The following is a 20549-nucleotide window of genomic DNA, read 5'->3' on the forward strand; positions in this document are numbered from 1 at the left end:
ATGTGGATCGACAGGAGTTGCTCGACGTGCGGGCGTGGAGCGAGGTCCTCGCCGCCGTCTGGGGTCAGCTCGTCACTGGCTGGCTTCACGCGGGCAGAATACCCGGCTGACGATCATCGAGAACGGTACGTGCCACCGCCGGTCATCACCGACAGCGGTGCGACGAGACTGCTCATGCCGCCACGATCTTCCGTCAGCGGTCCGGCCGACCGTCTTCGATCCCCTGCGCCTCGGCAAGCAGCGGGTCGAGGCGATCCAGGTGCTGTGCGCTGACCGCGGGCTACGGCTGGCGGCATCACCGACCGCGGCCATGTGGGCGGGCTAGCCGGACTGGTCCGGGTCGGCGACGCCGGTGCGGACGTTGATCGTCGCCGCGATGCTCGACTCGAGGAAGTTCCGGATCGTGGCGCGCTGCTCCTCGGTGTAGTCGCGCCACGCACGGGCCAGTTCGCCGGCCAGCGGGCGGAAGAACTGTTCACCGAGGGCCATGGCCGTACTCGCCATGGCGAGGCCGACGCGCCGCCGGTCGGACGGGTCGCGGTCGCGCGTCACGTGCCCGGCGGCTTCCAGCCGGTTGAGCAGCGCGGTGGTGGCCGGGGCGCTCAACTGGAGCGCCTTGGCGAGGGAAGTCGGCGAAACCGGTTCGCCGCGGCGCTGGCTGTCCATGATCACCACAAGTGCGTTCACGTCAGTCCTGTGCATGCCGTGGACCTCGGCGAACGCCTCAGCGAAGCGATCGGTCTCGACGATGAGTTGCCGCAGGAGACGTGCCAGCTCCCGGTCGGACTCCCGCCTCTCCGTGATCGTGTCGCCGTCCATCCGCCGATGTTAGCGGTGGTACCACCGCCTTCTGCACACCGGATCATTCCATGGTAGAAATATTCGACGATGGAAATATCTGGAGGTGTGCCATGCCTCAGGCGGTCGTGCACGAGGAGAAGCCGGCGACGCCCCGGCGGCCACCGGTGCGCAGGTGGCTGGTGCCCGCGTTGGTGCTGCTCGCCTGGCTCGTGGTGGGCGGGATCGGCGGACCGTTCGCGGGGAAGCTGAGCGAGGTGGCGGAGAACGACAACTCCGCGTTCCTCCCGGAGTCGGCCGAGTCCACCGACGTCGCCGCGCGCGACCGCCTGTTCGCCGAACAGCAGGTCGTGCCCGCCATCGTTGTCGCGCAGCGGCAGAGCGGCATCACGCCGGACGACACGAGTTTCCTCGCGGGCCGTTCGGCGAAGCTAGCGGGCATCTCCGGGGTGGCCGGGCAGGTGTCGCCACCCCTTCCCTCCGACGACGGAGCGGCGTTGCGCCTGTTCGTGCCCATCGACGCGGGGGTCGATCCGGCGGACGCGGTGGCGGAGATCCGCGCACTTCTCGCGGACGGACGCCCGGACGGACTCACGGTGCTGGTGACCGGCCCCGCCGCGCTCGGCGCGGACCTCGGTGAGGCGTTCGGCGGCATCGACGGACTGCTGCTCGTCGTCGCGGGCGCGGTGGTGGCGGTCATCCTCGTGCTCGTCTACCGCAGCCCCGTGCTGCCGGTCATGGTCCTGATCTCGGGAGTGTTCGCGCTCGGGCTCGCGAGCCTGGTCGTCTACCTGCTCACCGACGCCGACGTGATCGACCTCAACGGACAGAGCCAGGGCATCCTCTTCATCCTCGTGTTCGGCGCCGCGACGGACTACGCGCTCCTGCTGGTGTCCCGCTATCGCGAGGAGCTGCGCGACACCGAGGACCGCTTCGCCGCGATGCGCTCGGCGTGGCGCGCGACGATAGAGCCCATCGCCGCGTCCGCGGGCACCGTCATCCTCGGCGTGCTGTGCCTGCTGTTCAGCGACCTGCGGTCCAACCAGGGACTCGGCCCGGTGGCCGCGATCGGCATCGCCGCCGCGCTGGTGGCCGCCACCACCTTCCTCCCCGCTGTCCTGGCACTGCTCGGCCGGTCCGCGTTCTGGCCGTTCCGGCCCGCGCTCGGCTCACCGCACCCGGAGAACTCCGGGCTGTGGAGACGGGTCGCCGACCGGATCGCCGCGCGCCCGCGGCTGGTGTGGGTCGGCACGACGGCGGTCCTGCTCGTCGGCGTGGCGTTCCTCCCACAGCTGCGGGCGTCCGGCACGTCCGAGTCGGACATCTTCCTGAACGAGGTGGATTCCGTCGCGGGTCAGGAAATCCTGTCCGACCACTTCGTCGCGGGCGAGGGATCCCCGGCCGTCGTCATCGCCAATGCCGATCAGATCGGGCGCGTCGAGGCGGCGGCCCGCGTCGTCGGCGTCGGCGACGTCGCGGTCACCCGGGACGCCGACGGTGCGCCGCGCGTGGTCGACGGCCTCGCACGGGTGGAGGCGACGCTCACCGACCCGGCCGACTCCGAGGCGGCCACCGCGACCGTGCAGCGGCTGCGTGACGCGGTGCATGCCGTTCCCGGGGCCGACGCCGAGGTGGGCGGCCGCGCGGCGACCTTGCTCGACACGCAGACCATCTCCGAGCGCGACCGCGACGTGATCATCCCCACCGTGCTGGTCGTGATCTTCGTGGTCCTCGCGCTACTGCTCCGCGCGCTGCTGGTGCCACTGCTCCTCGTCGGGACCGTCGTCCTGTCGTTCGCCGCCACGATGGGTGTGTCCGCCGTGGTGTTCAATGACATCTTGGGCTTCCCAGGAGCAGATCCCGTCGTACCCCTTTTCGGCTTCGTGTTCCTCGTCGCTCTCGGTATCGACTACAACATCTTCCTCATGACACGCGTGCGCGAGGAGGCGATCAGCTCGGGAACGCGGGCGGGGGTCCTCAAGGGACTCACGATCACCGGCGGTGTCATCACCTCCGCCGGTGTCGTGCTCGCCGCGACGTTCGCGGCGCTTGCGGTCCTGCCCATTCTCTTCCTCGCACAGATCGCCTTCATCGTGGCCTTCGGTGTCCTGCTGGACACCCTCATCGTCCGATCGCTTCTCGTCCCCGCCCTCGCCATCGACATCGGCCGCCGAATCTGGTGGCCATCGACCCTGTCGCGACGATCGTGAGGGAGTGCCTGCCCATCCACCCCGGATGAACCCCGCGGTCGGCACAACCTTGGCGACTCGGTCCTCGGTCCGCAGTCGTGCCACGTGCACCGTTGCGGCGTGAGCCCAGCTCGTGCACGAGGAACCGGGCGGCCGAGCTCGCCGAGGCGTTCGGCGTCGGGTCTCGGCATGCTGAACGTCACCGGTCGGCCAGGTGCCGAGGTGAAGCAGCGCGCGCGGGTCCTGGGGTGGTCCGCCGTCGGCCGTAACCGGTGCTGGCCAGGCGGATCCCCTCGCCCCGCGGCGTCCGCGTGGGCCTGCAACCCGGTCAGGATCCGTTTCCAGGCCCAGGCCCGCTGCCAGCGCCTGAACAACCCATACACCGTCTGCCAGGACCCGCCACGGCGCGCCTACCACACTCCGCGACCGGATCCCATCAATGAGCTGCCGCTTGCTCCACGGCGGCGGAAGCCCCGGCTTCTTCCCAGCAGGCAACAACGGCTCCAGCACTGCCCACTGCGCGTCGGACAGATCGACACGCCCCGCCACCATTACGCCGGCCCCAGATCTCCGGTAACACTGGTCTTCTTGGTCGTTGACCTGTCCACCGGACACCCTGGCCTATCTGATCAACGACACGCCGATACCACGACGATCCGATCAAGCGAACGAAAGCTGAGCCTTCGCTCCCGATGAGGTGCAGTGCCGTGTTGACGAGTCCGACCATGCTGAACGCGTGGGGTGTGTTGCCGGCCTGCCGCTGCTGTTCGGTGTCGTGTTCCTCGCTGAGTAGGCCGACGTCGTTGCGGAGGTCGAGCAGTTTCTCGAACAGGGTGTGGGCGTCGTCGGTGTGTCCGGTGCCGTGGAGGGCGTCGGCGAGCCAGAAGGTGCAGGCGAGGGAAGCTGTCTTCGTCGCCGGGAGGCCGTCGACGCCGCCGTCGGCGTGCGGGGTCGTAGCGGAGGAGGAACCCGTCGCGGTCGAGTTCCTTGCGTACGGTGTCGACGGTGCCGCGTACGCGGTCGTCGTGCCAGGGGATATGACGAGCGGGTCGAGTCCGCCCTCGCCCGTCTCAAGCTGTGAGCCAGGTTCCACTGGGGACAAGTCTGCTTGAGTTGCGTGTGCTTGGTCGGTGTGCCGTATGCCGGTCCATGCTTACTGAGGTGGGTGTGGATGGTCTCGACCGCTGGTTGCGAGTTCGGGTCGGCTATCCGCTTTTGCGGATCAGGCCGGTGTAGCCGGCGAGGGCGAGGGTGGCCAGTCCCCAGACGGCGGCCTGGACCAGCCACAGCGCCGCGGTGAACACCTGTCCGGCGGTGGACCCGGTGTCCAGGTCGCAGCGGGTGCGCAGGCCGGTCGGTCCGAGGGGGAGGCCGCGGTCGAGTCCGAGGCCGATGAGTTCGATCGTGGAGCAGGGTGCGCCTGGTGTGGTGGTGGCGGTGGTGTGTGTGGCGGCGTGCTGGCTGTGTTCGGTGGTGACGTGGCCGGCCCACAGGCTGACGGAGCTCGCCGCGGCCAGAGCTATCAGCAGGGCCAGCGCGGTCCGGCGGGCGCGGTAGCCGTAGCCGGCCAGGGCTCCCCACAGCCAGTGGAACCACCTGGTGAGCGGGCTGCCGAACGCGGTGGGTGCGCGGTGGCGCAGGTCGTGTTGTTGGGCGATCAGGATGTTCCTGGCGTTGCCGTCGTGGCCGGCCGCGCGTTCGACGGCGGCGAGTTGCTGGTAGGGCGAGGGCCGGTACGCCGCGGTGTGGTTGCGGATCAGGTTCAGCCATTCGCGCCAGTCCTTGCCCACGAGCGTGCCGTAGGTGAAGTCCGTGACGTCGAGCAGGGGGCCGGACGGGTTGACGATCGTGGTGTCGAGCATGGAGAACTGCTGGCCAACTCGTGCGGAGGCGAGCGTGACCGTGGCGTGCTCGCCGTCGCCCGACAGCTGTGTGCTCTCGAGCACCATTGGCCCCTTGGCCTGGAACTGGTCGGCGACCAACGCGGGACCTGTCGTGGCATGCACGTCACATCGGACACAACGTATCCCGCCCGCTTGTGCCTCCCGCAGGTTGATCGCCCCGGCCTCACCGGCGCCGGACACCTGGCTCCGAAGCAGGACGACGTGGTCCGCGACTTGCAGGCCGTTTGCCTGCAGGGCAGGCCCGGATCCGTTGCGCACCACCGCGTCGATCACCTGAAGGTCGTAGGCGACGCGAGCACCGCGCAGGAAGACCGCGCCAAGGTTCCCTTCCCCCGACACGCGCGTGTCCCGCAGGGTGAGCTCGCCGCCGATGTGCGCGCCGTCAGCGCGGACACCGGGACCGGACGGATTGCGGATGTCCGCGCGGTCCAGGACGAGCAGACCGCCGGCGCGCAGGCCGGACACCCGAACGGCCCCTTTGTCCCCACTACCGGTCACCTCGGCGTGGGAGAGGAACAGGTTGGTGTCGACGGTGACGTTCGTGGTGTTGATGGCCGGTCCCGTGTCGTTGCGGACCTTCGTGTGTCGTAGGTCCAGCTCACCGTTGATGTGCGCACCGTGCATGCGGATCGCACCTTGCTCACCCCGGCCGGTCAGTCGCGTCCGGGACAGGCGCATGATGCTGTCCACCGTCAGCCGGTCGGCGGACAGCGCCGGGCCGGATCCGCCGTGCACCTCCGCGTCGTCCAGGACGATGCCGCCCAGATGTGCGTCTCTCAGCCGTAGTGCGCCTTCGTCGATCGAGCAGGTGATGGTCGATCGGCTGAGGTCGACATCGCCGCTGACACGGAGGACAGAGGCGCGGACCCCACCGTTGAGCCGGCTTCCCTGCAACACCAGCCAGGGCAACGTGGCCGCGGTGAGTACGATCCGCTCCGCTATCAGACACCCGGTCAGGCTCAGCCCCACTGTCGCGGTGACGTGCGCCAGGTCCAGCGTGCCGACCACGTGGGCGTTGGCGAGGCGGACACCGCGCGGATCCGGCTCGCCGCGCCGGCCGAGCATCAGCTCCCGGATCAGCCCCGCGCGGATCTCCATGCCGTCGTCGCAGGTCAACACGCGCCCCGCGCAGGAAGCGTCGACCAACGCCTGCTCGTCGGCGGTCAGGTCCTCGATCACTCGAAGAGCTTGGCACGACCGGATGCGCCGTCCTACCACCTGTAGCGGGTGGCGAGGTGGAGTTACCGTGAACGCGGCGATCGGTAGAGACGCACGGACGGGCTGGAAGTAGCCCTCGATATCGGGAGTGCAGCTGGTCTCGCGGGGTCGGGCTCGACCGGTGCTGGGCGTTTGGAAGGGCGCGGTGTGCTTCCTCGTTTCGGTGAGGGACGGTCCCGTGGAGGCGGCTGACCCGCGGTCCGGCTGGGTGCGGTGGGCGGTGTTGCTCAACCGCACCGTGGGTAGGGGGGACTGCCCAGGGTTTGGTTGACATCTGATCTGTGAGGTTCTGCCTCGCTGGATGGATGTCGTTGTGCCCAAGCCCTACCCACGTGAGTTCCGAGATGATGTCGTCGCGGTCGCCCGGAAGGGTCATGCGCCGTTGGAGCAGGTCGCGGCCGATTTCGGGATCTCCGAGTCGTGTCTGGCGAACTGGCTGCGGGCGGCTGATGTCGAGGACGGCAAGCGTCCCGGCGTTACCGGGGAGGAGTCGGCTGAGCTGCGTGAGCTGCGGAAACGTAACCGTTTGCTCGAGCAGGAGAACGAAGTCCTGCGACGGGCGGCGGCGTATTTGGCACGGGATATCAACCCAAAATGATCTACCCGCTGGTCCGTGATCTCGCTGCCCCAGACTCGCCGGTGCGTGTGCCGGTGGCGGTGACCTGTCGGGTGCTTGGGTTCTCGACCCAAGCGTTCTACCAGTGGAAACGCGACCCGGTGTCACGACGGGACTGGGAGGACGCGCAGTTGACGAACGCCGCAGTTGATGTGCATGCCGACGATCCGGAGTTTGGCTACCGGCTGATCGCCGACCAGTTGCGCCAGTCCGGGCACCAGGCCAGCGAGAACCGAGTGAACCGGCTGTGCTCGGCTCAGCGGCTGTGGTCGGCCCACGCCAGGAAACATGGTTTGAGCCGAAGAGCGGGTCCGCCGGTGCACGACGATCTGGTCGCCCGGGACTTCACCGCACCGGCGGTGGACGTGAAGTGGTTGACCGACATCACCGAGCACCCGACCGGGCAGGGCAAGCTCTACCTCTGCGCGATCAAAGACTGCGCCTCGAACCGGATCGTCGGCTACTCCATGGCGGATCGGATGACCTCCGACCTCGCTGTCGCCGCTCTGCGCAACGCCATCGCACGCCGGTCACCACCCGGGACCATCGTGCACTCCGACCACGGCGGCCAGTTCCGGTCCCGCAAATACGTCGCCGCGCTCCGCACCGCCGGCCTGACGGGCTCCATGGGCCGGGTCGGCGCGTGTGGCGACAACGCCGCCATGGAGTCGTTCTTCGCGCTGCTGCAGAAGAACGTGCTCGACCGCCAACGCTGGGCCACCCGCGACCAGTTACGGCTGGCGATCATCACCTGGATCGAGAAGACCTACCACCGCCGCCGCCGACAACGACGCCTGGGCCGACTCACCCCGGTCGAGTTTGAGACCATCCACACCGCCGCACACGCGGCCTGACCCACCACACCCGAACCGTCAACCAAAGTCTGGGCAGTCCCATCTCGGGTATGCCGGCGGCGATGAGCCAGGTTTTGTGGCTGTGTCGTAGCTCGTGGAACGTCAGGCCAGGCCGGATCGGATAGAGCCGTTCGCGCGGATTGGGCAGATGCTGGTTGCCGTCGAACGCGAGGTTGAAGGTTCGGGTGCGCCAGCTCGACCGCCAAAGGAATCCGCCGTCGGTGTTGGGAAAGACGGGGGAGTGGTCGTGGGTGGCGAGGTGGTGTTTGAGTAGGACGGCGAGGAAGGCGGGGAGGGTGATCGTGCGGGCGCTGGCGGCGGGTTTGGGTGGGCCGAGCCATTGCCGGGTGGTGCTTTCTTTGAGTGCGCCGATGTCGGGGTCGATGATGATCAGGCAGTCGTCAAGGTGGGTGTTGTGGCGTTGGAGGGCGGCGAGTTCGCCCCAGCGGCAGCCGGTCCAGGCGGCGGTGATGATGAGTAGTGCGCTGCCGCGGTGGTGGAGTTGTGCGGCTTGGTAGGCGCCGCGGAGGACTTCTTCGGGGGTGGCTCAGGCCGACTTCGGCGAGCAGGCGGGGAATGTGGTTGCGCTCGGTCTTTCCTTCCACGAGTGCCAGCACCTTGGGGTGAGGCGAAAGGTCGAAGTCGCCCAGGGCGCGTTCGAGCGTGGCGGCGTTGGCGTTGCTGGAGGAGAGCCGGTCGTGCAGGGGAGTCCAGAACGTGGCGTCGGATAGGTCCGGTAACGGTAGGACGGTCCCCGTGTAGGCCAGGTCGTCATGGGCGAGCAGGAGCACTTCGGCGCCGATTCGGTGCCACATGCAGGCCAGAGGTTGTTCTTTGAGTTTCATCCATGCGTCGAAGCTCGCGTGGCGGGCCAGCGGCAACCATTTGATCATGGGATCGTTCGAGTGTGCTCGTCCCAGGAAGTGTTCTGCGTATGGCAGCAATTGGTCGGGGGAGACGCCGGCGAGTTTGATCAGGTTTGCTGTGTCAGCGTCGGTGCGGATCTTCCAGCAGTCACCTTCGGACATCCCGGTCGGGATGGTCATCCTGCCGGTTGCTGTAGGCAGATATTTCACGGAAAGGGCGGCCAGGGCGAGGGTTGTTCTCCCGTGTCGCGCGAGGTGTCGATGGTTCGGGCGATGCCCGAACGCTGTGGTGTAGTTGTGAAGGGATAGCGCGTGGGGGAGCTCGAGCAGTTGCCAGGGCGAGTAGACGAAGCCGTTCCACCAGTCGCGCGGATTCTCGTCGCGGGCCCGCCGGTAGGGACCATGCCGTGCTGTATCACTCGTGGTACGGGTCATGTAGGCGGCCTTCGGCAGCGGCTTCCCAGGCCCAGTCGGTGGGGTTGTGGCTGACGATGCTGGGTCTTCCGCTGATCCGTCGGCCTGTGGCCGCGGTGTCGCTGACCCGGAAGAGGGAGAACAGCGTGCCGTGAGTGTGCAGGTGTTGCAGGTCGTCGAGTGTGATGGACAGGCCGCGTTTCTTGGCTTCATCGATGAACTGGCCGGTGTCGAGTAACGGGTTCTGAGTGAACACCGCAGGGACCGCGAACAGGTCTAGAGAGGACACGGACGGCGCTGCGGATGCTCTGCGCGCTGCCCGGAAGACACGGCTGGGCACACCCGTTCATCATGACCTACCTCGGCGGCGATGTCGATCGAGTGAGACTGGTGTGTCCTCAGCCCGCGACCCGCCCTCCGAATGTACGGACCCGCTTTGGGACAGAAATTCGGCTCCTCGGTGTCCCCAATGGACCGAAATCTCGGAGTTAAGGGGTGTCCGGTTGGAGGGTGTTGGGAGGAGTTGTGGTGGGTGAGGTGTTGTTGTTGACGCCGGCGCAGGCGGCTGAGGTGTTGCAGGTGCGGGAGTCGTGGTTGCGGCGTCGGGCTGCGGAGCGTCGGGTGCCGTGTTGTTTTGTGGGTAAGCATTTGCGGTTCTCGCGTGCGGATCTTGAGGCGATCGTGGCTGACGGTGCCCGCCCGGCCAGGGATGCGGTGCCGCGGCATGGCCGCCGATCTCGGGCTGGCGGTCGGCCGGGTGGTTCACCTGATGGGCGGGTGTGACCACATACGGGCTTGCTCTCTGGGGTGTACGGAGCGTCCATGGTGCCGTGTCCCCGCGTGGTTGGTCGGGGCAGTCACCGTCGAAGGGAAGAGTGGTGCTGGATGGCGTGGGTGGAGAAGCACGGGTCGGGGTTTCGAGTCCGGTACCGGTTGCCGGATGGGAGTGTGCAGTCGGTGACTGGGTTCACCTCGTACCGTGCGGCGTCGGATCGGGCGGCTGATGTGGAGTCCGAGCAGCGGACGGGGGTGTTTGTGGATCCGCGGTTGGCGCAGACGTGTGTGGGGGAGTGGGTGCGGCGGTGGTCGGACGCGCACGATGTGGGTGCGGGGACGTGGGCGAAGTACGACTCGCATCTGCGGAACCACATCCTGCCCCGCTTCGGCGAGACCGAGTTGGGCGAGATCGGGCGGATGACGGTCAAGGCCTGGGTCAAGGCCCTGCGCCGGTCGCTGGCGGAGCCCACCGTGCAGGACGTGGTCTCGTTGTTCTCGACGATCATGAACGAAGCCGTCGACGAGGGGCTGATCGCGGCGAATCCGCGCCGTCGGTTGCGGATCAACACCGGCGGCGGGGAGGAGCGGCCTGTCGCGACTCCGGGGCAGGTGGCGTTGATCGCGGGGCGGGCGCGGTTGATGGATCGTGTGATGATGATCATGGCCGCGTACGGTGGGATGCGGTGGGGTGAACTTGCCGGTCTGCAGTGGCGCCGCGTCGACCTGGACCGCGGCCAGTTGAGCATCGACGCCAAGGACGGGGCCCTGCACGAGGTCAGTGGAACGTTGACGTTGGGGCCGCCGAAGACCAAGGCCAGCGCCCGTATCGTGCACCTGCCGCCGTTCGTGGTCGAGCTGCTCGCCGAGCTGCGCGCGTCACATCCGGGGGCGCGGTATGTGTTCACCGCCGTGGAGGGTGGGTGGCATCGCCGGGCGAACTTCCGGCGACGGGTCTGGCTGCCTGCCGTCGCCGGAGACGTCAAACGCGGCTGGGACCCGATCACACCTGGTCTGCACTTTCATGATCTACGTCACACGCATAACACGTGGCTGATCGAGGACCACGTTCCGGACGTGCTGCGGCACCGCCGCATGGGCCACCGACAGAAGGGCGTGTCCGGTATCTACTCCCACGTCACCCCACCCATGATCGCCGCCATGCTCGACGGGCTCCAGCGCCGGTGGGAGCAATGTGGGAGCAGGGATGCGGGTGACCACTACTGGGACGCAAGTGTGGTCAAGATCAGTTGCTCCCAATTTGCTCCCAGAATGCAGAAACGGCCTGTCGGTGATGATCACCAACAGGCCGTCTGACCAGTGTGTATACCTGGTGGGCGATACTGGGATTGAACCAGTGACCCCTACCGTGTCAAGGTAGTGCTCTCCCACTGAGCTAATCGCCCGAGGCGGCGGCGGGAATCGAACCCGCGTACAGGGCTTTGCAGGCCCTTGCCTAAGCCACTCGGCCACGCCGCCGTGGCTACCGCGTGGAGTTGGGGTGTATGGGAATTCCCCTTCTCGAGCGGACGACGGGATTCGAACCCGCGACCCTCACCTTGGCAAGGTGATGCGCTACCAGCTGCGCTACGTCCGCGAACCTGGGGCTGTGGAACGGATTCCGTGTTCCCCGTGGTGTGAGCGGAACTCTATCCGATGCCCAAATCGACGATCACAGGGGGGTCCCCCTCACGTCAGATCGGTGGAGATGAGGTGCGTGAGGGCCTCGTCGACGTCCACCCAGAGGTGTTCGTTGCCCGGCACCACGACGTCGTACGTGCGGTCCAGGAAGTCGGCCAGTTCCTGCGCCGACGCCTCGAACACGGCGTGGCCGGACGGCGAGCTGAGCTCGATGACGACGACCTCCGGGTCGTCGACCGCGGGGCGGATCCGGACGTCGCCGTTGCCGGCTTCTGCGATGAGCCCGTCGGCGAGCAGGTCGCGGGCGAACACCCACTCGACCCACCCGGCCCGGCCGGTACGGAAGGCCGCGACAACGGCGTAGGGATCACGAGTGTCGTAGCGCAGCTCGACCTTCACCGGGACCGCTGGGGTCCTCGGTGCCAGAAGGTCGAACACCGCTGTTGAGCGGAGCGTTACGTGGTCGTTGCGCATTGTCGCTACCCCTTCTCTCCCTTCCCAGCCTGGAAACGACTGAGTCCCTGCCCCTGTGACGGCTGGAGGAGCCCTTTCGGTCGCACAACCCTTGCAGTTCACCCATCCGGGTCAAGCAGTTCAGCAGAGCGCACCCGGTCCGCGACGCTGCGTGAGCCGGTTCGTTCCGTCATTCGCCATGGTGGCAAGGAACGACCGCGCCCCGGTAGCGCCGTTGCCCGAATGTTGCTCGTACCACCCGGCAACTTACCTCAGGGTAGGGCCATACAACCCGCAGCGAACCAGAATTTCCCCTAACAGGACACCAACTTGAGTCGGGAAAGAACCTGCCCTGTCACCAGGGTGAACAACCGGGTGAGGCGTGCTGACCCATACGGGTGATCGATAGTCCAACCAGGACGATGCCCACCTCGCGAATGATCAACACCGACCTGGCCCGACTCGGCTGGGAGTTGGCTATGACCACTCATTCAGGGACTAAAGCCCCTCCGATCGGGTGAATTCCGGTCTTGGTCAACAACGGTAAGTGTCAGCGTGGCTACCGCTTTGGACGGTCGGAACCGGACAACACGCCGCTGACCAGGCGAGAAGCGTGTCGATCGTGCTAAGTGGCTGCCGCTCCGGCGACGGCTGTTGCCGGGGAGTCGGATGCGCGGCCTCGCGAGTGACATACGCCACATCGGGCGGCGGGGCAATTGCCGGTCCCGCCGGGCGGGAGGGCGAGTTCGAGTACGCAGCGTGTCCGGCTGGGAGGTGCACCCACTTGCGCGAGACCTTCGTCACCGCATGTCGCGCGGAGGGTTCGGCAAGGCGCGGACCGGAGGGGGCCTGGCGGAGGTATGTGCCGAGTGGAGGGCCAAGGCGGTGGGGTGGCGGAGGCGCGTGACGGGTCCGGGCGGCGAGGGTCGGATGGCGACGGCAAGCGGAGTGGGCGAGGGGAGGGCAGCCAGGCGAGGGCGGATCGGCGGCCGGGCGAGGCAAAGGGGAGGGCCCGGCGAGGGCGAGACGCGACGAGGGGCCAGCGAGGACGGGCGAAGGCGAGGGAGCGGCGAGAACGGGTGGCCGACGAGGAACGGTTAGGGAGCGGCGAGCAACGGTGAGGGCGGGCGAGGGACCGGCGAGGGCTGGTTAGGGCCGGAGGGGACCGGGCGAGACCGAGCGAGGGGTAGCGAGAAGGCGAGATCCGGCGGGAGAGGGAGGGCCGCAGGGATGGGCGGGCGACGGGCGCGGCCCGACAGCGAGGCGCGAGGACCGGCATAGACGGGCGAGGACGGGCGAGGCGAGGGGCGGGTGAGGTGAGGCGAGGGCAGGCGAGGCGAGGCAGGCGAGGGCAGGCGAGGGCGGCGTGGCGAGGCAGGCGAGGGCGGCGAGGACGGATTGGGGGGACGGGTTGAGTGACCGCATGAGTACCGCGGGACCGTCGGGGAGGGATGGTGCGAGGAACGGACAGGCTGGCGAGAGGTTGGCGGAGGCGACGAGGGCGGCTGGTGGATGTGCCGAGGGATATCGCGGGCGAGGGCGGATTGGCGGACGGGGTGAGGCATAGGGCGGGTTGCGAGAGCCGGAAGGCGGGCGAGGAACGGTAGGCGGCTGGGCGAGGGAAACGTCGGCCTGCGGGATGGGGCGAGGTACGGGGTGGGCTGCGAGCGGCGGACGAGGACCGGTAGGCGGGCTGGGTGAGGGAAGGGCGGCGTGCTGGGACGCAGGCGGGGACGGGGCGAGGACGCTCAGCGGGATCGCGAGGCATAGGCGGGCTGGGACAGGCGGGGCGGAGACGTGCCAGGACGGACTGGCGAAGGGAGGCCAGGGCTGCGAGAGGCGGGGCGATGAACCCCTAGGCGAGCTGGGCGAGGGAAGGGGCGGCGTGGTGGGACGGGGCGAGGACGCTCAGTGGGGCACAGGCGGGCTGCGAGAGGCGGGGCGGAGACGCGCGAGGACGGACCGGCGAATGGAGGCCCTACGAGAGCCGGGCGAGGAACATGTTCGAGAGGTGCCCCCGGATGGCAGCGTCGGACTCGTGAGCGCGCTGCCCGCCAAGTGAGGCAAGGCCGAGCGGGGAACACACCCGACAGCACTCCGTCAGATGGAGCGACCCAAGAAAAGACGATCGGCCCGTGCTTGTCAGTGAGCACGGGCCGATCGTCGAGGGTGGGCGATACTGGGATCGAACCAGTGACCTTTCCGGTGTGAGCGGAACGCTCTCCCGCTGAGCTAATCGCCCTCGGTGATGTCGGAAGACTACCCGATGCCTCTCGGCGGGGTTCGGGGAGGGTCGCCATAAGATCAGTTCGTGCGTTTACCTGCGGTTCTTGCCGTTGTCGCGATCGCGGGGCTTGGGGGGTGTGCCGGCGAGTCGGCGCCCGGGCCCGCGCCGGTGGATGGGTTGATGGGGGCGCTGGGGCAGGTCCGGGCTTCCGAGGACACCCGGGTCGCCGTCGAGTACGGGGCTCCTGCCCGGGTTCGGGAGCTGGGGGAGCGGTTCCGCGGTCTGGAGGGTTACGGGTTCGGCACGATCGCGGCCTACGCGCGCCGTGTCGACGACGCTCTCGGGGTGGACCCGAGGGGTTTCGACCACGGGATCGTCGTCGGGCGGGCGCCTCGGTGGGGTGCGGCCCTGTGGGGTGACTACGACGTCGCGGCCGTCGACGGTGTGCTCCGGGGGAAGGGGATCGACGCCGTCGAACAGGGTGGGGGCACGCTCTGGACGTCCGGGGAGGACTTCGAGATCTCGCTCGGGGACAGGCCCTTCGCCGGGGTGGTGCAGCTCAACGAGTTCAACGCCGTGCGGACGGCGGCCGGGTCGTTCGCGTTCGCTCCGGCTCGGGTGGGTGTCGAATGGGTGACGGAGGCCGGCGAGGACACGCTTGCCGGGGATCCCGTGGTCGCCGGGTTCGCGCGTTGTCTCGGGGACGTGGTCGCCGCCCGGATCGACGGGACGGCTGCCGGGGTGCGGGCCGACGGGACCGAGGTGCTCTGCCTCGACGCTGACCTCGACGACGTCGAAACAGCGCTCGACGGCGCCGTGCCGTCCACGCGGGAGCCCTGGGACGAGTTCCTGGGCGGGGCGGACGTCGAACAAGCCGGGGAGCTGGTGCGGGTCACCGTGCCCGACGACACCGGGCGGCCGGTCGGGCGGCTGTTGCGGGCGCAGATGACCGGGGACCTGCGCGGTCTCGCATGAGAAGAGGGCCCCGCCGACCGGCGGGGCCCCCTCACGTGCGCACCACTCAGCGGCCGTAGCTGCCCTGGGTCTGCACGTTCAGCTCATCCATCCGCACGGACTTGGCGGGATCCGTGCGCGGGTCCCTGATGCTGATCACATCGAAGCCCTTGCCCAGGTCGGACGAGAAGATGTAGCCGTTGTAGTAGTACGCCGACCAGCTGCCGCCGCCCGTGTCCGGGTCGGCCGCGGGGCCGCGCTCGATGAAACCGATCTTCTTCGGGTGCGACGAGTCGGTGAAGTCCCACACCTGGATGCCGCCCATGTACCAGGCCTGGACCATGATGTCCTTGCCCTTGACCGGGATCAGCGAACCGTTGTGGGCGACGCAGTTCTCGTCGTCGGTCTGGTAGCGGTCGATCTTGAAGTAGCTCTTGAACACGAGCTTGCGGTTGTCCCCACGGCCGGTGATGTCGTAGATGCCGTCCGCGCCGCGCTCCGGACCGATCTCGGCGTTGCAGGTCGCCGCGCCGCCGCCACCCAGCTCGTCGGTGAAGACGACCTTGGTGCCCGCGTTGTTGAACGTCGCCGAGTGCCAGAACGCGAAGTGCTCGTCGTCCTGGACGCGGCTCAGCTCGCGCGGGGCGAGGCGGTTGGAGATGTCGAACAGCACGCCGTCACCCATGCAGGCGCCGGCCGCGAGGTCCTTCTCCGGGTACGCGGTGATGTCGTGGCAGCCCGTCGTGGCGGACGTGCCGTTCGGGTAGGAGTTGCCGTCGCCGGGGTTGCCGCCGTCCGGGAACAGCACGGGGGTCGCCGCGACGTGGGCCGACGTCGGGTTGCTCAGCGGCACCTCGACGATCGAGATCAGGTCGTGCGGCGGCTGGCACTTCGACAGCGTCGCCGACGGGCTGTACGACGACACGTAGAGGTACGCCGTCTTCCGGTCCTTCGACGGCACCAGGGTGTGCGTGTGCGAGCCACACGCGGTCTCCACGGACTTGATGTACCGCGGCGCCCGCTTGTCGCTCACGTCGAAGATCTTGATGCCCTCCCAGTACGCCTTCGTACCGTCCGGCTGGCTCGTCGACGCGCACGAGTCGTCGCTGCGCCGCGAGTCCGTGGACAGGAACAGGAGGTTGCCCATGATCGAGACGTCGTTCTGGGAGCCGGGGCAGAGCACCTGGCTCACGATCTTCGTCTTCTTGGGGGTCTTGATGTCGTAGATGGTGAAGCCGAGGTAGTTGCCGACGAACGCGTAACGGCCCTGGAACGCGATGTCCGTGCCCGTCGAGCCGGCGCCGGCGAGCGGCGCGGTCGGCGGGATGTTCAGCTCGTGCTTCATGTTCGGGCTGCTGACGATCTCGTCCGGTGCCGGGAAGTCCTGTGCGGACGCCCCGGGCGCGGTGAGCACGCCGATCGCCAGGGTTGCTGCGCCGATCGCGGCGACTGACACTCTTCGATGCCAGCCGCGCAGGGTGGAGCTCACGACGGTCCCCTCTCGTGCCGTTGGGATGACACATTATGAACAGTTGGGTCGGTAATAAACTAGATCTAATCTTCGCCGACCGGCAGATGGGAAACCGTTTTCCTGTGAACGCGACTTACTGGACATACCGCCTGGTCACGGTGGGTGTCGGTGGACTGCTCACCCTCGGTGTGCTGGCCGGCTGCACCAGCGAGCCACCGCCACCACCGACGAACTCGGTGCCCGTCATCGTCCCCGGCAAGCCCGGGGAGGAGGCCAGCACGATCGCCCCGGGCGAGGCCAGCGTCGCCGAGCAGCCCGGCCCCAACGACGCCGACAAGCGGTTCGTCCAGGACATGATCGTGCACCACCAGCAGGCCGTGTACATGTCCGGGCTGGCGCCGGAGCGGGCCGCGTCGAGCGACGTCAAGGGCCTGGCCAGCCGCATCCACGACGTCCAGGGCCCCGAGATCGACATGATGAACCGCTGGCTGTCCCAGCACGCCGTGCCGACGGTGAACCCGAACGCGCCGCACGGCCACGGCGGCGCCGCGATGCCGGGCATGGCGACGGCCGAGCAGTTGGACGCGCTGAAGAACGCGAAGGGCGCGGCCTTCGACAAGCTCTTCCTGCAGCTGATGATCGCCCACCACCAGGGCGCGCTCACCATGGCCGACGAGGTGCGCAAGAACGGCGTCGACATCCGGGTGCAGGAGATCGCCGACGACGTCACCGCCGAGCAGTCCGACGAGATCCGGCGCATGCAGAAGTGGCTGAACGGCTGAGCGGAAACCCGCAGGCCAAGGCGCGGGGCGGCTCGATAGCATCGACCTGTTGCACCCACTACAAGTCGAGCTTCCAGGAGTAACAGTGTCTGAGCCGCGTCCGCCTGCCGCCGAACCCACCCCGCGCGTGGTGGTGCCGGCCGGCACCACGGCGGGCGCAGCGGTCCGCGAGGCAGGCCTGCCCGGCAAGGGCCCCGACGCGATCGTCGTGGTCCGTGACGTCGACGGCCGCCTGCGTGACCTGTCCTGGACCCCGGACGCGGACGCCCAGGTCGAGCCGGTCGCCGCGAACACCGACGACGGCCGCTCGGTCATCCGGCACTCGGCCGCGCACGTGCTCGCCCAGGCCGTGCAGCAGCAGTTCCCGGAGGCCAAGCTCGGCATCGGCCCGCCGGTCCGCGACGGCTTCTACTACGACTTCGCGGTCGACCGGCCGTTCACCCCGGAGGACCTGCAGGCGCTCGAGAAGCGCATGAAGCAGATCATCAAGGGTGCTCAGCGCTTCTCCCGCCGCAAGCTCGAGTCGGTCGAGGCGGCCAAGGAGGAACTGGCGAACGAGCCGTTCAAGCTGGAGCTGGTCGACCTCAAGTCCGACGCCAACGACGCCATCGACACCGACGAGGTCATGGAGGTCGGCGGCGGCGAGCTGACCATCTACGACAACCTCGACCCGCGCACCGGCGAGCAGGTGTGGGGCGACCTGTGCCGCGGCCCGCACGTGCCGACCACCAAGCACATCCCGGCGTTCAAGCTGACCCGCGTGGCCGCCGCCTACTGGCGCGGTGACGAGAAGAACCCGCAGCTCCAGCGCATCTACGGCACCGCGTGGGAGTCGCAGGAGGCACAGGACACCTACCTGGAGCGGCTGGCCGAGGCCGAGCGCCGCGACCACCGCAAGCTGGGCGCCGAGCTGGACCTGTTCTCCTTCCCGGAGGAGATCGGGTCCGGGCTGCCGGTGTTCCACCCGAAGGGCGGCATCATCCGCCGCGAGCTGGAGAACTACTCGCGGCGCCGCCACGAGGAGTCCGGGTACGAGTTCGTCAACACCCCCCACATCACCAAGGAACAGCTGTTCCTGACCTCGGGGCACCTGCCGTACTACGCGGACACCATGTTCCCCCCGTTGAAGTTCGACGAGGAGAACTACTACCTCAAGGCCATGAACTGCCCGATGCACCACCTGATCTTCCGGTCGCGCGGGCGGTCGTACCGGGAGCTGCCGCTGCGGCTGTTCGAGTTCGGCACGGTCTACCGGTACGAGAAGTCCGGCGTGGTGCACGGCCTGACCCGCGTCCGCGGCCTGACCATGGACGACTCGCACATCTACTGCACCAAGGAGCAGATGCCCGGCGAGCTGCGGTCGCTGCTGCGGTTCGTGCTGGACCTGCTCGCCGACTACGGTCTGTCGGACTTCTACCTCGAGCTGTCCACGAAGGGTGACACCGGCAAGTTCATCGGGTCGGACGAGGAGTGGGCGGAGGCCACCGAGACGCTGCGGCAGGCCGCCGTCGACTCGGGCCTCGAGCTGGTCCCGGACCCGGGTGGCGCCGCCTACTACGGCCCGAAGATCTCCGTGCAGGCGAAGGACGCGATCGGCCGGTCGTGGCAGATGTCCACCATCCAGGTGGACTTCAACCACCCGAAGCGGTTCGAGCTGGCCTACACCGCGCCGGACGGTTCCCGCCAGATGCCGGTCGTGCTGCACCGTGCCCTGTTCGGGTCGATCGAGCGGTTCTTCGGTGTGCTGACCGAGCACTACGCGGGCGCGTTCCCGGCGTGGCTCGCGCCGGTGCAGGTGGTGGGCATCCCGATCGCGGACGAGCACGCGCCGCACCTGCAGGCCGTGGCGGAGAAGCTGCGGGCGGCGGGCATCCGGGTGGACGTGGACACCTCGGACGACCGCATGCAGAAGAAGATCCGCAACCACACCACCCAGAAGGTGCCGTTCATGCTGCTCGCGGGTGGCAAGGACGTGGAGGCGGGCGCGGTGTCGTTCCGGTTCCGCGACGGCAGCCAGATCAACGGCGTGCCCGTCGACGAGGCCGTGCGGACCGTGGTCGAGTGGGTCGAGCGCAGGGAGAACACCTCGCCGTCGGCAGAGGCGATCAAGGTCGAGAACTAGGATTGGCCGCATGACTGGTGCGGAGTTCGTCGAGCAGGAGGGCGTCGGGATTCCCGACGCGTTGCAGCGGCTCTGGACTCCGCACCGCATGGCCTACATCAAGGGTGAGGGCAAGCCCGTCGGCGAGGAGTCCGACGGGTGCCCGTTCTGCCGCCTGCCCGCGCTCGAGGACGCCGACGCGCTGATCATCGCGCGTGGTGCGCTGGTGTACGGCGTGCTGAACCTGTACCCGTACAACCCCGGGCACCTGATGGTGGTGCCGTACCGGCACGTCGCCGACTACACGGACCTGACGCCGGAGGAGACCACCGAGCTGGCCCGGTTCACGCAGAAGGCGATGACGGTTGCCAGGGCGGTGTCGGCGCCGCACGGGTTCAACGTCGGCATGAACCAGGGCGTGATCGCGGGCGCCGGGATCGCCGCGCACCTGCACCAGCACGTGGTGCCGAGGTGGGGCGGCGACGCGAACTTCATGCCGGTGATCGGGCACACGAAGGTGCTGCCGCAGCTGCTCGGGGAGACCCGCTCGATGCTGGCGAAGGCCTGGTCCGAGATGCCGTGAAGGCCCCGTCGCGCACGCGCGAGGGGGCCTTCACGGCAACCGGAGCCCGGGCTCAGGCCTCCGGCTTGCGGAGGTTGGCCTCGGCCTCGATGTGGATCTCGACCTTGTCCCCGACGATGGCGATGCCGTTCTGCACGCCCTCGAAGTTGACGTTGAAGTCGCGGCGGTTGATGGTCGCGTGCGCGGAGAAGCCCGCGACGGTGCCGCCGGCGAGCGGGTTCTCGCCGATGCCGTTGAGCTCGAAGGTCAGCGGCACGACCTTGGTGACGTCCTTGAGCGTGAGCTCGCCGTCGAGGACGAACTTGTCGCCTTCCTGGCGGGCGCCGGAGGCCTTGTAGGTCATGGTCGGGTACTTCTCGACCTCGAAGAAGTCGGCCGAGCGCAGGTGGCCGTCGCGCTGCTCCTGGTTCGTGGTGATCGAGTTCAGGTCGATCTCGACGTCCACGCTCGACTCGAGCGGGTTCTCGGCGGTCACGATGGTGCCCGAGAAGTTGGCGAACCGGCCGCGGACCTTCGTGACCACCAGGTGGCGGACGACGAAGCCCACTTCGGAGTGCGCTTGGTCGATGTCCCAGGTACCGGCGACGTAACCCGGGATCTCGATGCTGGTGGCACTGCTCATCGGGAAGGTCCTCCTGTGGAGATAGTTGAGCGATCAGTTGTTGAGCGATCAACCGGAACTGTACACCTGCGTGATTGAGAGT

General features: G+C 68.2%; 15 protein-coding genes, 4 tRNA genes and 2 pseudogenes. 8 read left to right on the forward strand and 13 right to left on the reverse strand.

Going from position 1 to position 20549, the window contains the following annotated elements; translation table 11 throughout:
- Nucleotides 1–321: 321 nt before the first annotated feature.
- The gene (locus ACYQ77_RS23875; protein WP_459714920.1) at nucleotides 322–819 is read right to left on the reverse strand and encodes a MarR family winged helix-turn-helix transcriptional regulator; all 498 of its coding nucleotides are present in this window, start codon (nucleotides 817–819) and stop codon (nucleotides 322–324) included.
- 92 nt (nucleotides 820–911) lie between these two features.
- Between ACYQ77_RS23875 and ACYQ77_RS23880 the strand changes: the two genes are divergently transcribed.
- On the forward strand, nucleotides 912–3008 hold the full coding sequence (locus tag ACYQ77_RS23880) for an MMPL family transporter (RefSeq protein ID WP_459714923.1): 2097 nt from the start codon (nucleotides 912–914) through the stop codon (nucleotides 3006–3008).
- A gap of 426 nt (nucleotides 3009–3434) precedes the next feature.
- Here the strand turns inward: ACYQ77_RS23880 and ACYQ77_RS23885 are convergent.
- From ACYQ77_RS23885 to ACYQ77_RS23895, 3 genes and pseudogenes are all read right to left on the reverse strand, one after another.
- Nucleotides 3435–3539: pseudogene (locus ACYQ77_RS23885) on the reverse strand (transposase); the annotation flags it as partial.
- A gap of 211 nt (nucleotides 3540–3750) precedes the next feature.
- Nucleotides 3751–4080, reverse strand: a pseudogene (locus ACYQ77_RS23890) (hypothetical protein); the annotation flags it as partial.
- A 112-nt stretch (nucleotides 4081–4192) separates the two neighbouring features.
- Nucleotides 4193–6070, reverse strand: a complete 1878-nt coding sequence (locus ACYQ77_RS23895) for a hypothetical protein (protein ID WP_459714925.1) — start codon at nucleotides 6068–6070, stop codon at nucleotides 4193–4195.
- A 352-nt stretch (nucleotides 6071–6422) separates the two neighbouring features.
- Here ACYQ77_RS23895 and ACYQ77_RS23900 point away from each other — a divergent pair.
- A protein-coding gene (locus ACYQ77_RS23900; RefSeq protein WP_459715787.1) for an IS3 family transposase occupies nucleotides 6423–7579 on the forward strand; the annotation gives its coding sequence in 2 pieces (ribosomal slippage) (nucleotides 6423–6693 and nucleotides 6693–7579; 1158 coding nt in all).
- A gap of 401 nt (nucleotides 7580–7980) precedes the next feature.
- Here the strand turns inward: ACYQ77_RS23900 and ACYQ77_RS23905 are convergent.
- Together ACYQ77_RS23905 and ACYQ77_RS23910 are read right to left on the reverse strand one after the other, a co-directional pair.
- On the reverse strand, nucleotides 7981–8880 hold the full coding sequence (locus ACYQ77_RS23905; RefSeq protein ID WP_459714928.1) for a hypothetical protein: 900 nt from the start codon (nucleotides 8878–8880) through the stop codon (nucleotides 7981–7983).
- Complete coding sequence (locus ACYQ77_RS23910) at nucleotides 8861–9115, reverse strand: hypothetical protein (protein WP_459714930.1); 255 nt, start codon at nucleotides 9113–9115, stop codon at nucleotides 8861–8863. The genes ACYQ77_RS23905 and ACYQ77_RS23910 overlap by 20 nt, the downstream gene beginning before the upstream one ends.
- Before the next feature lie 281 nt (nucleotides 9116–9396).
- On the opposite strand from ACYQ77_RS23910, the gene ACYQ77_RS23915 reads away from it, so the two are divergent.
- Together ACYQ77_RS23915 and ACYQ77_RS23920 are read left to right on the forward strand one after the other, a co-directional pair.
- Nucleotides 9397–9642 (forward strand): helix-turn-helix domain-containing protein, encoded by a 246-nt coding sequence (locus ACYQ77_RS23915; protein WP_459715789.1) that lies wholly within the window; start codon nucleotides 9397–9399, stop codon nucleotides 9640–9642.
- Between the two features lie 174 nt (nucleotides 9643–9816).
- On the forward strand, nucleotides 9817–10950 hold the full coding sequence (locus ACYQ77_RS23920; protein WP_459714932.1) for a tyrosine-type recombinase/integrase: 1134 nt from the start codon (nucleotides 9817–9819) through the stop codon (nucleotides 10948–10950).
- A 14-nt stretch (nucleotides 10951–10964) separates the two neighbouring features.
- Here the strand turns inward: ACYQ77_RS23920 and ACYQ77_RS23925 are convergent.
- The 5 genes from ACYQ77_RS23925 to ACYQ77_RS23945 form a co-directional block, all read right to left on the reverse strand.
- A tRNA-Val gene (locus ACYQ77_RS23925) sits at nucleotides 10965–11039 on the reverse strand.
- 1 nt (nucleotide 11040) lies between these two features.
- Nucleotides 11041–11112 (reverse strand) — tRNA-Cys (locus ACYQ77_RS23930).
- 45 nt (nucleotides 11113–11157) lie between these two features.
- Nucleotides 11158–11230: transfer RNA gene (locus ACYQ77_RS23935), tRNA-Gly, on the reverse strand.
- A gap of 92 nt (nucleotides 11231–11322) precedes the next feature.
- Nucleotides 11323–11748 (reverse strand): SsgA family sporulation/cell division regulator, encoded by a 426-nt coding sequence (locus ACYQ77_RS23940; protein WP_075123646.1) that lies wholly within the window; start codon nucleotides 11746–11748, stop codon nucleotides 11323–11325.
- Between the two features lie 2149 nt (nucleotides 11749–13897).
- A tRNA-Val gene (locus ACYQ77_RS23945) sits at nucleotides 13898–13969 on the reverse strand.
- A 165-nt stretch (nucleotides 13970–14134) separates the two neighbouring features.
- On the opposite strand from ACYQ77_RS23945, the gene ACYQ77_RS23950 reads away from it, so the two are divergent.
- Nucleotides 14135–14929: a hypothetical protein gene (locus ACYQ77_RS23950; RefSeq protein ID WP_459714934.1), complete on the forward strand. Its 795-nt coding sequence runs from the start codon at nucleotides 14135–14137 to the stop codon at nucleotides 14927–14929.
- Between the two features lie 46 nt (nucleotides 14930–14975).
- On the opposite strand, the gene ACYQ77_RS23955 is transcribed toward ACYQ77_RS23950, so the two are convergent.
- Nucleotides 14976–16364: an LVIVD repeat-containing protein gene (locus ACYQ77_RS23955; RefSeq protein WP_459714936.1), complete on the reverse strand. Its 1389-nt coding sequence runs from the start codon at nucleotides 16362–16364 to the stop codon at nucleotides 14976–14978.
- Nucleotides 16365–16501: 137 nt separating this feature from the next.
- Here ACYQ77_RS23955 and ACYQ77_RS23960 point away from each other — a divergent pair, with 137 nt between their 5' ends.
- The 3 genes from ACYQ77_RS23960 to ACYQ77_RS23970 all read left to right on the forward strand — a co-directional run bounded on the left by ACYQ77_RS23960 (nucleotide 16502) and on the right by ACYQ77_RS23970 (nucleotide 19845).
- Nucleotides 16502–17161 carry a DUF305 domain-containing protein gene (locus ACYQ77_RS23960; RefSeq protein ID WP_459714937.1) on the forward strand — a complete coding sequence of 220 codons (660 nt, stop codon included), beginning with the start codon at nucleotides 16502–16504 and terminating at the stop codon, nucleotides 17159–17161.
- Nucleotides 17162–17246: 85 nt separating this feature from the next.
- The gene (gene thrS, locus ACYQ77_RS23965) at nucleotides 17247–19283 is read left to right on the forward strand and encodes a threonine--tRNA ligase (RefSeq protein WP_459714939.1); all 2037 of its coding nucleotides are present in this window, start codon (nucleotides 17247–17249) and stop codon (nucleotides 19281–19283) included.
- Between the two features lie 10 nt (nucleotides 19284–19293).
- Nucleotides 19294–19845, forward strand: a complete 552-nt coding sequence (locus tag ACYQ77_RS23970; RefSeq protein WP_459714941.1) for an HIT family protein — start codon at nucleotides 19294–19296, stop codon at nucleotides 19843–19845.
- A gap of 52 nt (nucleotides 19846–19897) precedes the next feature.
- Here the strand turns inward: ACYQ77_RS23970 and ACYQ77_RS23975 are convergent, their stop codons facing one another.
- Nucleotides 19898–20467 carry a YceI family protein gene (locus ACYQ77_RS23975; protein WP_459714943.1) on the reverse strand — a complete coding sequence of 190 codons (570 nt, stop codon included), beginning with the start codon at nucleotides 20465–20467 and terminating at the stop codon, nucleotides 19898–19900.
- Nucleotides 20468–20549: the final 82 nt, after the last annotated feature.

The sequence above is a fragment of the Actinophytocola sp. KF-1 genome, assembly GCF_054661535.1.

Bases quoted from the DNA above. Each gene is read 5' to 3' on its own strand.
- ACYQ77_RS23905 (WP_459714928.1), bottom strand. From the start codon at position 8,880: ATGACCCGTACCACGAGTGATACAGCACGGCATGGTCCCTACCGGCGG.
- ACYQ77_RS23875 (WP_459714920.1), bottom strand. From the start codon at position 819: ATGGACGGCGACACGATCACGGAGAGGCGGGAGTCCGACCGGGAGCTG.
- ACYQ77_RS23940 (WP_075123646.1), bottom strand. From the start codon at position 11,748: ATGCGCAACGACCACGTAACGCTCCGCTCAACAGCGGTGTTCGACCTT.
- ACYQ77_RS23975 (WP_459714943.1), bottom strand. From the start codon at position 20,467: ATGAGCAGTGCCACCAGCATCGAGATCCCGGGTTACGTCGCCGGTACC.
- ACYQ77_RS23970 (WP_459714941.1), top strand. From the start codon at position 19,294: ATGACTGGTGCGGAGTTCGTCGAGCAGGAGGGCGTCGGGATTCCCGAC.
- ACYQ77_RS23950 (WP_459714934.1), top strand. From the start codon at position 14,135: ATGGGGGCGCTGGGGCAGGTCCGGGCTTCCGAGGACACCCGGGTCGCC.
- ACYQ77_RS23880 (WP_459714923.1), top strand. From the start codon at position 912: ATGCCTCAGGCGGTCGTGCACGAGGAGAAGCCGGCGACGCCCCGGCGG.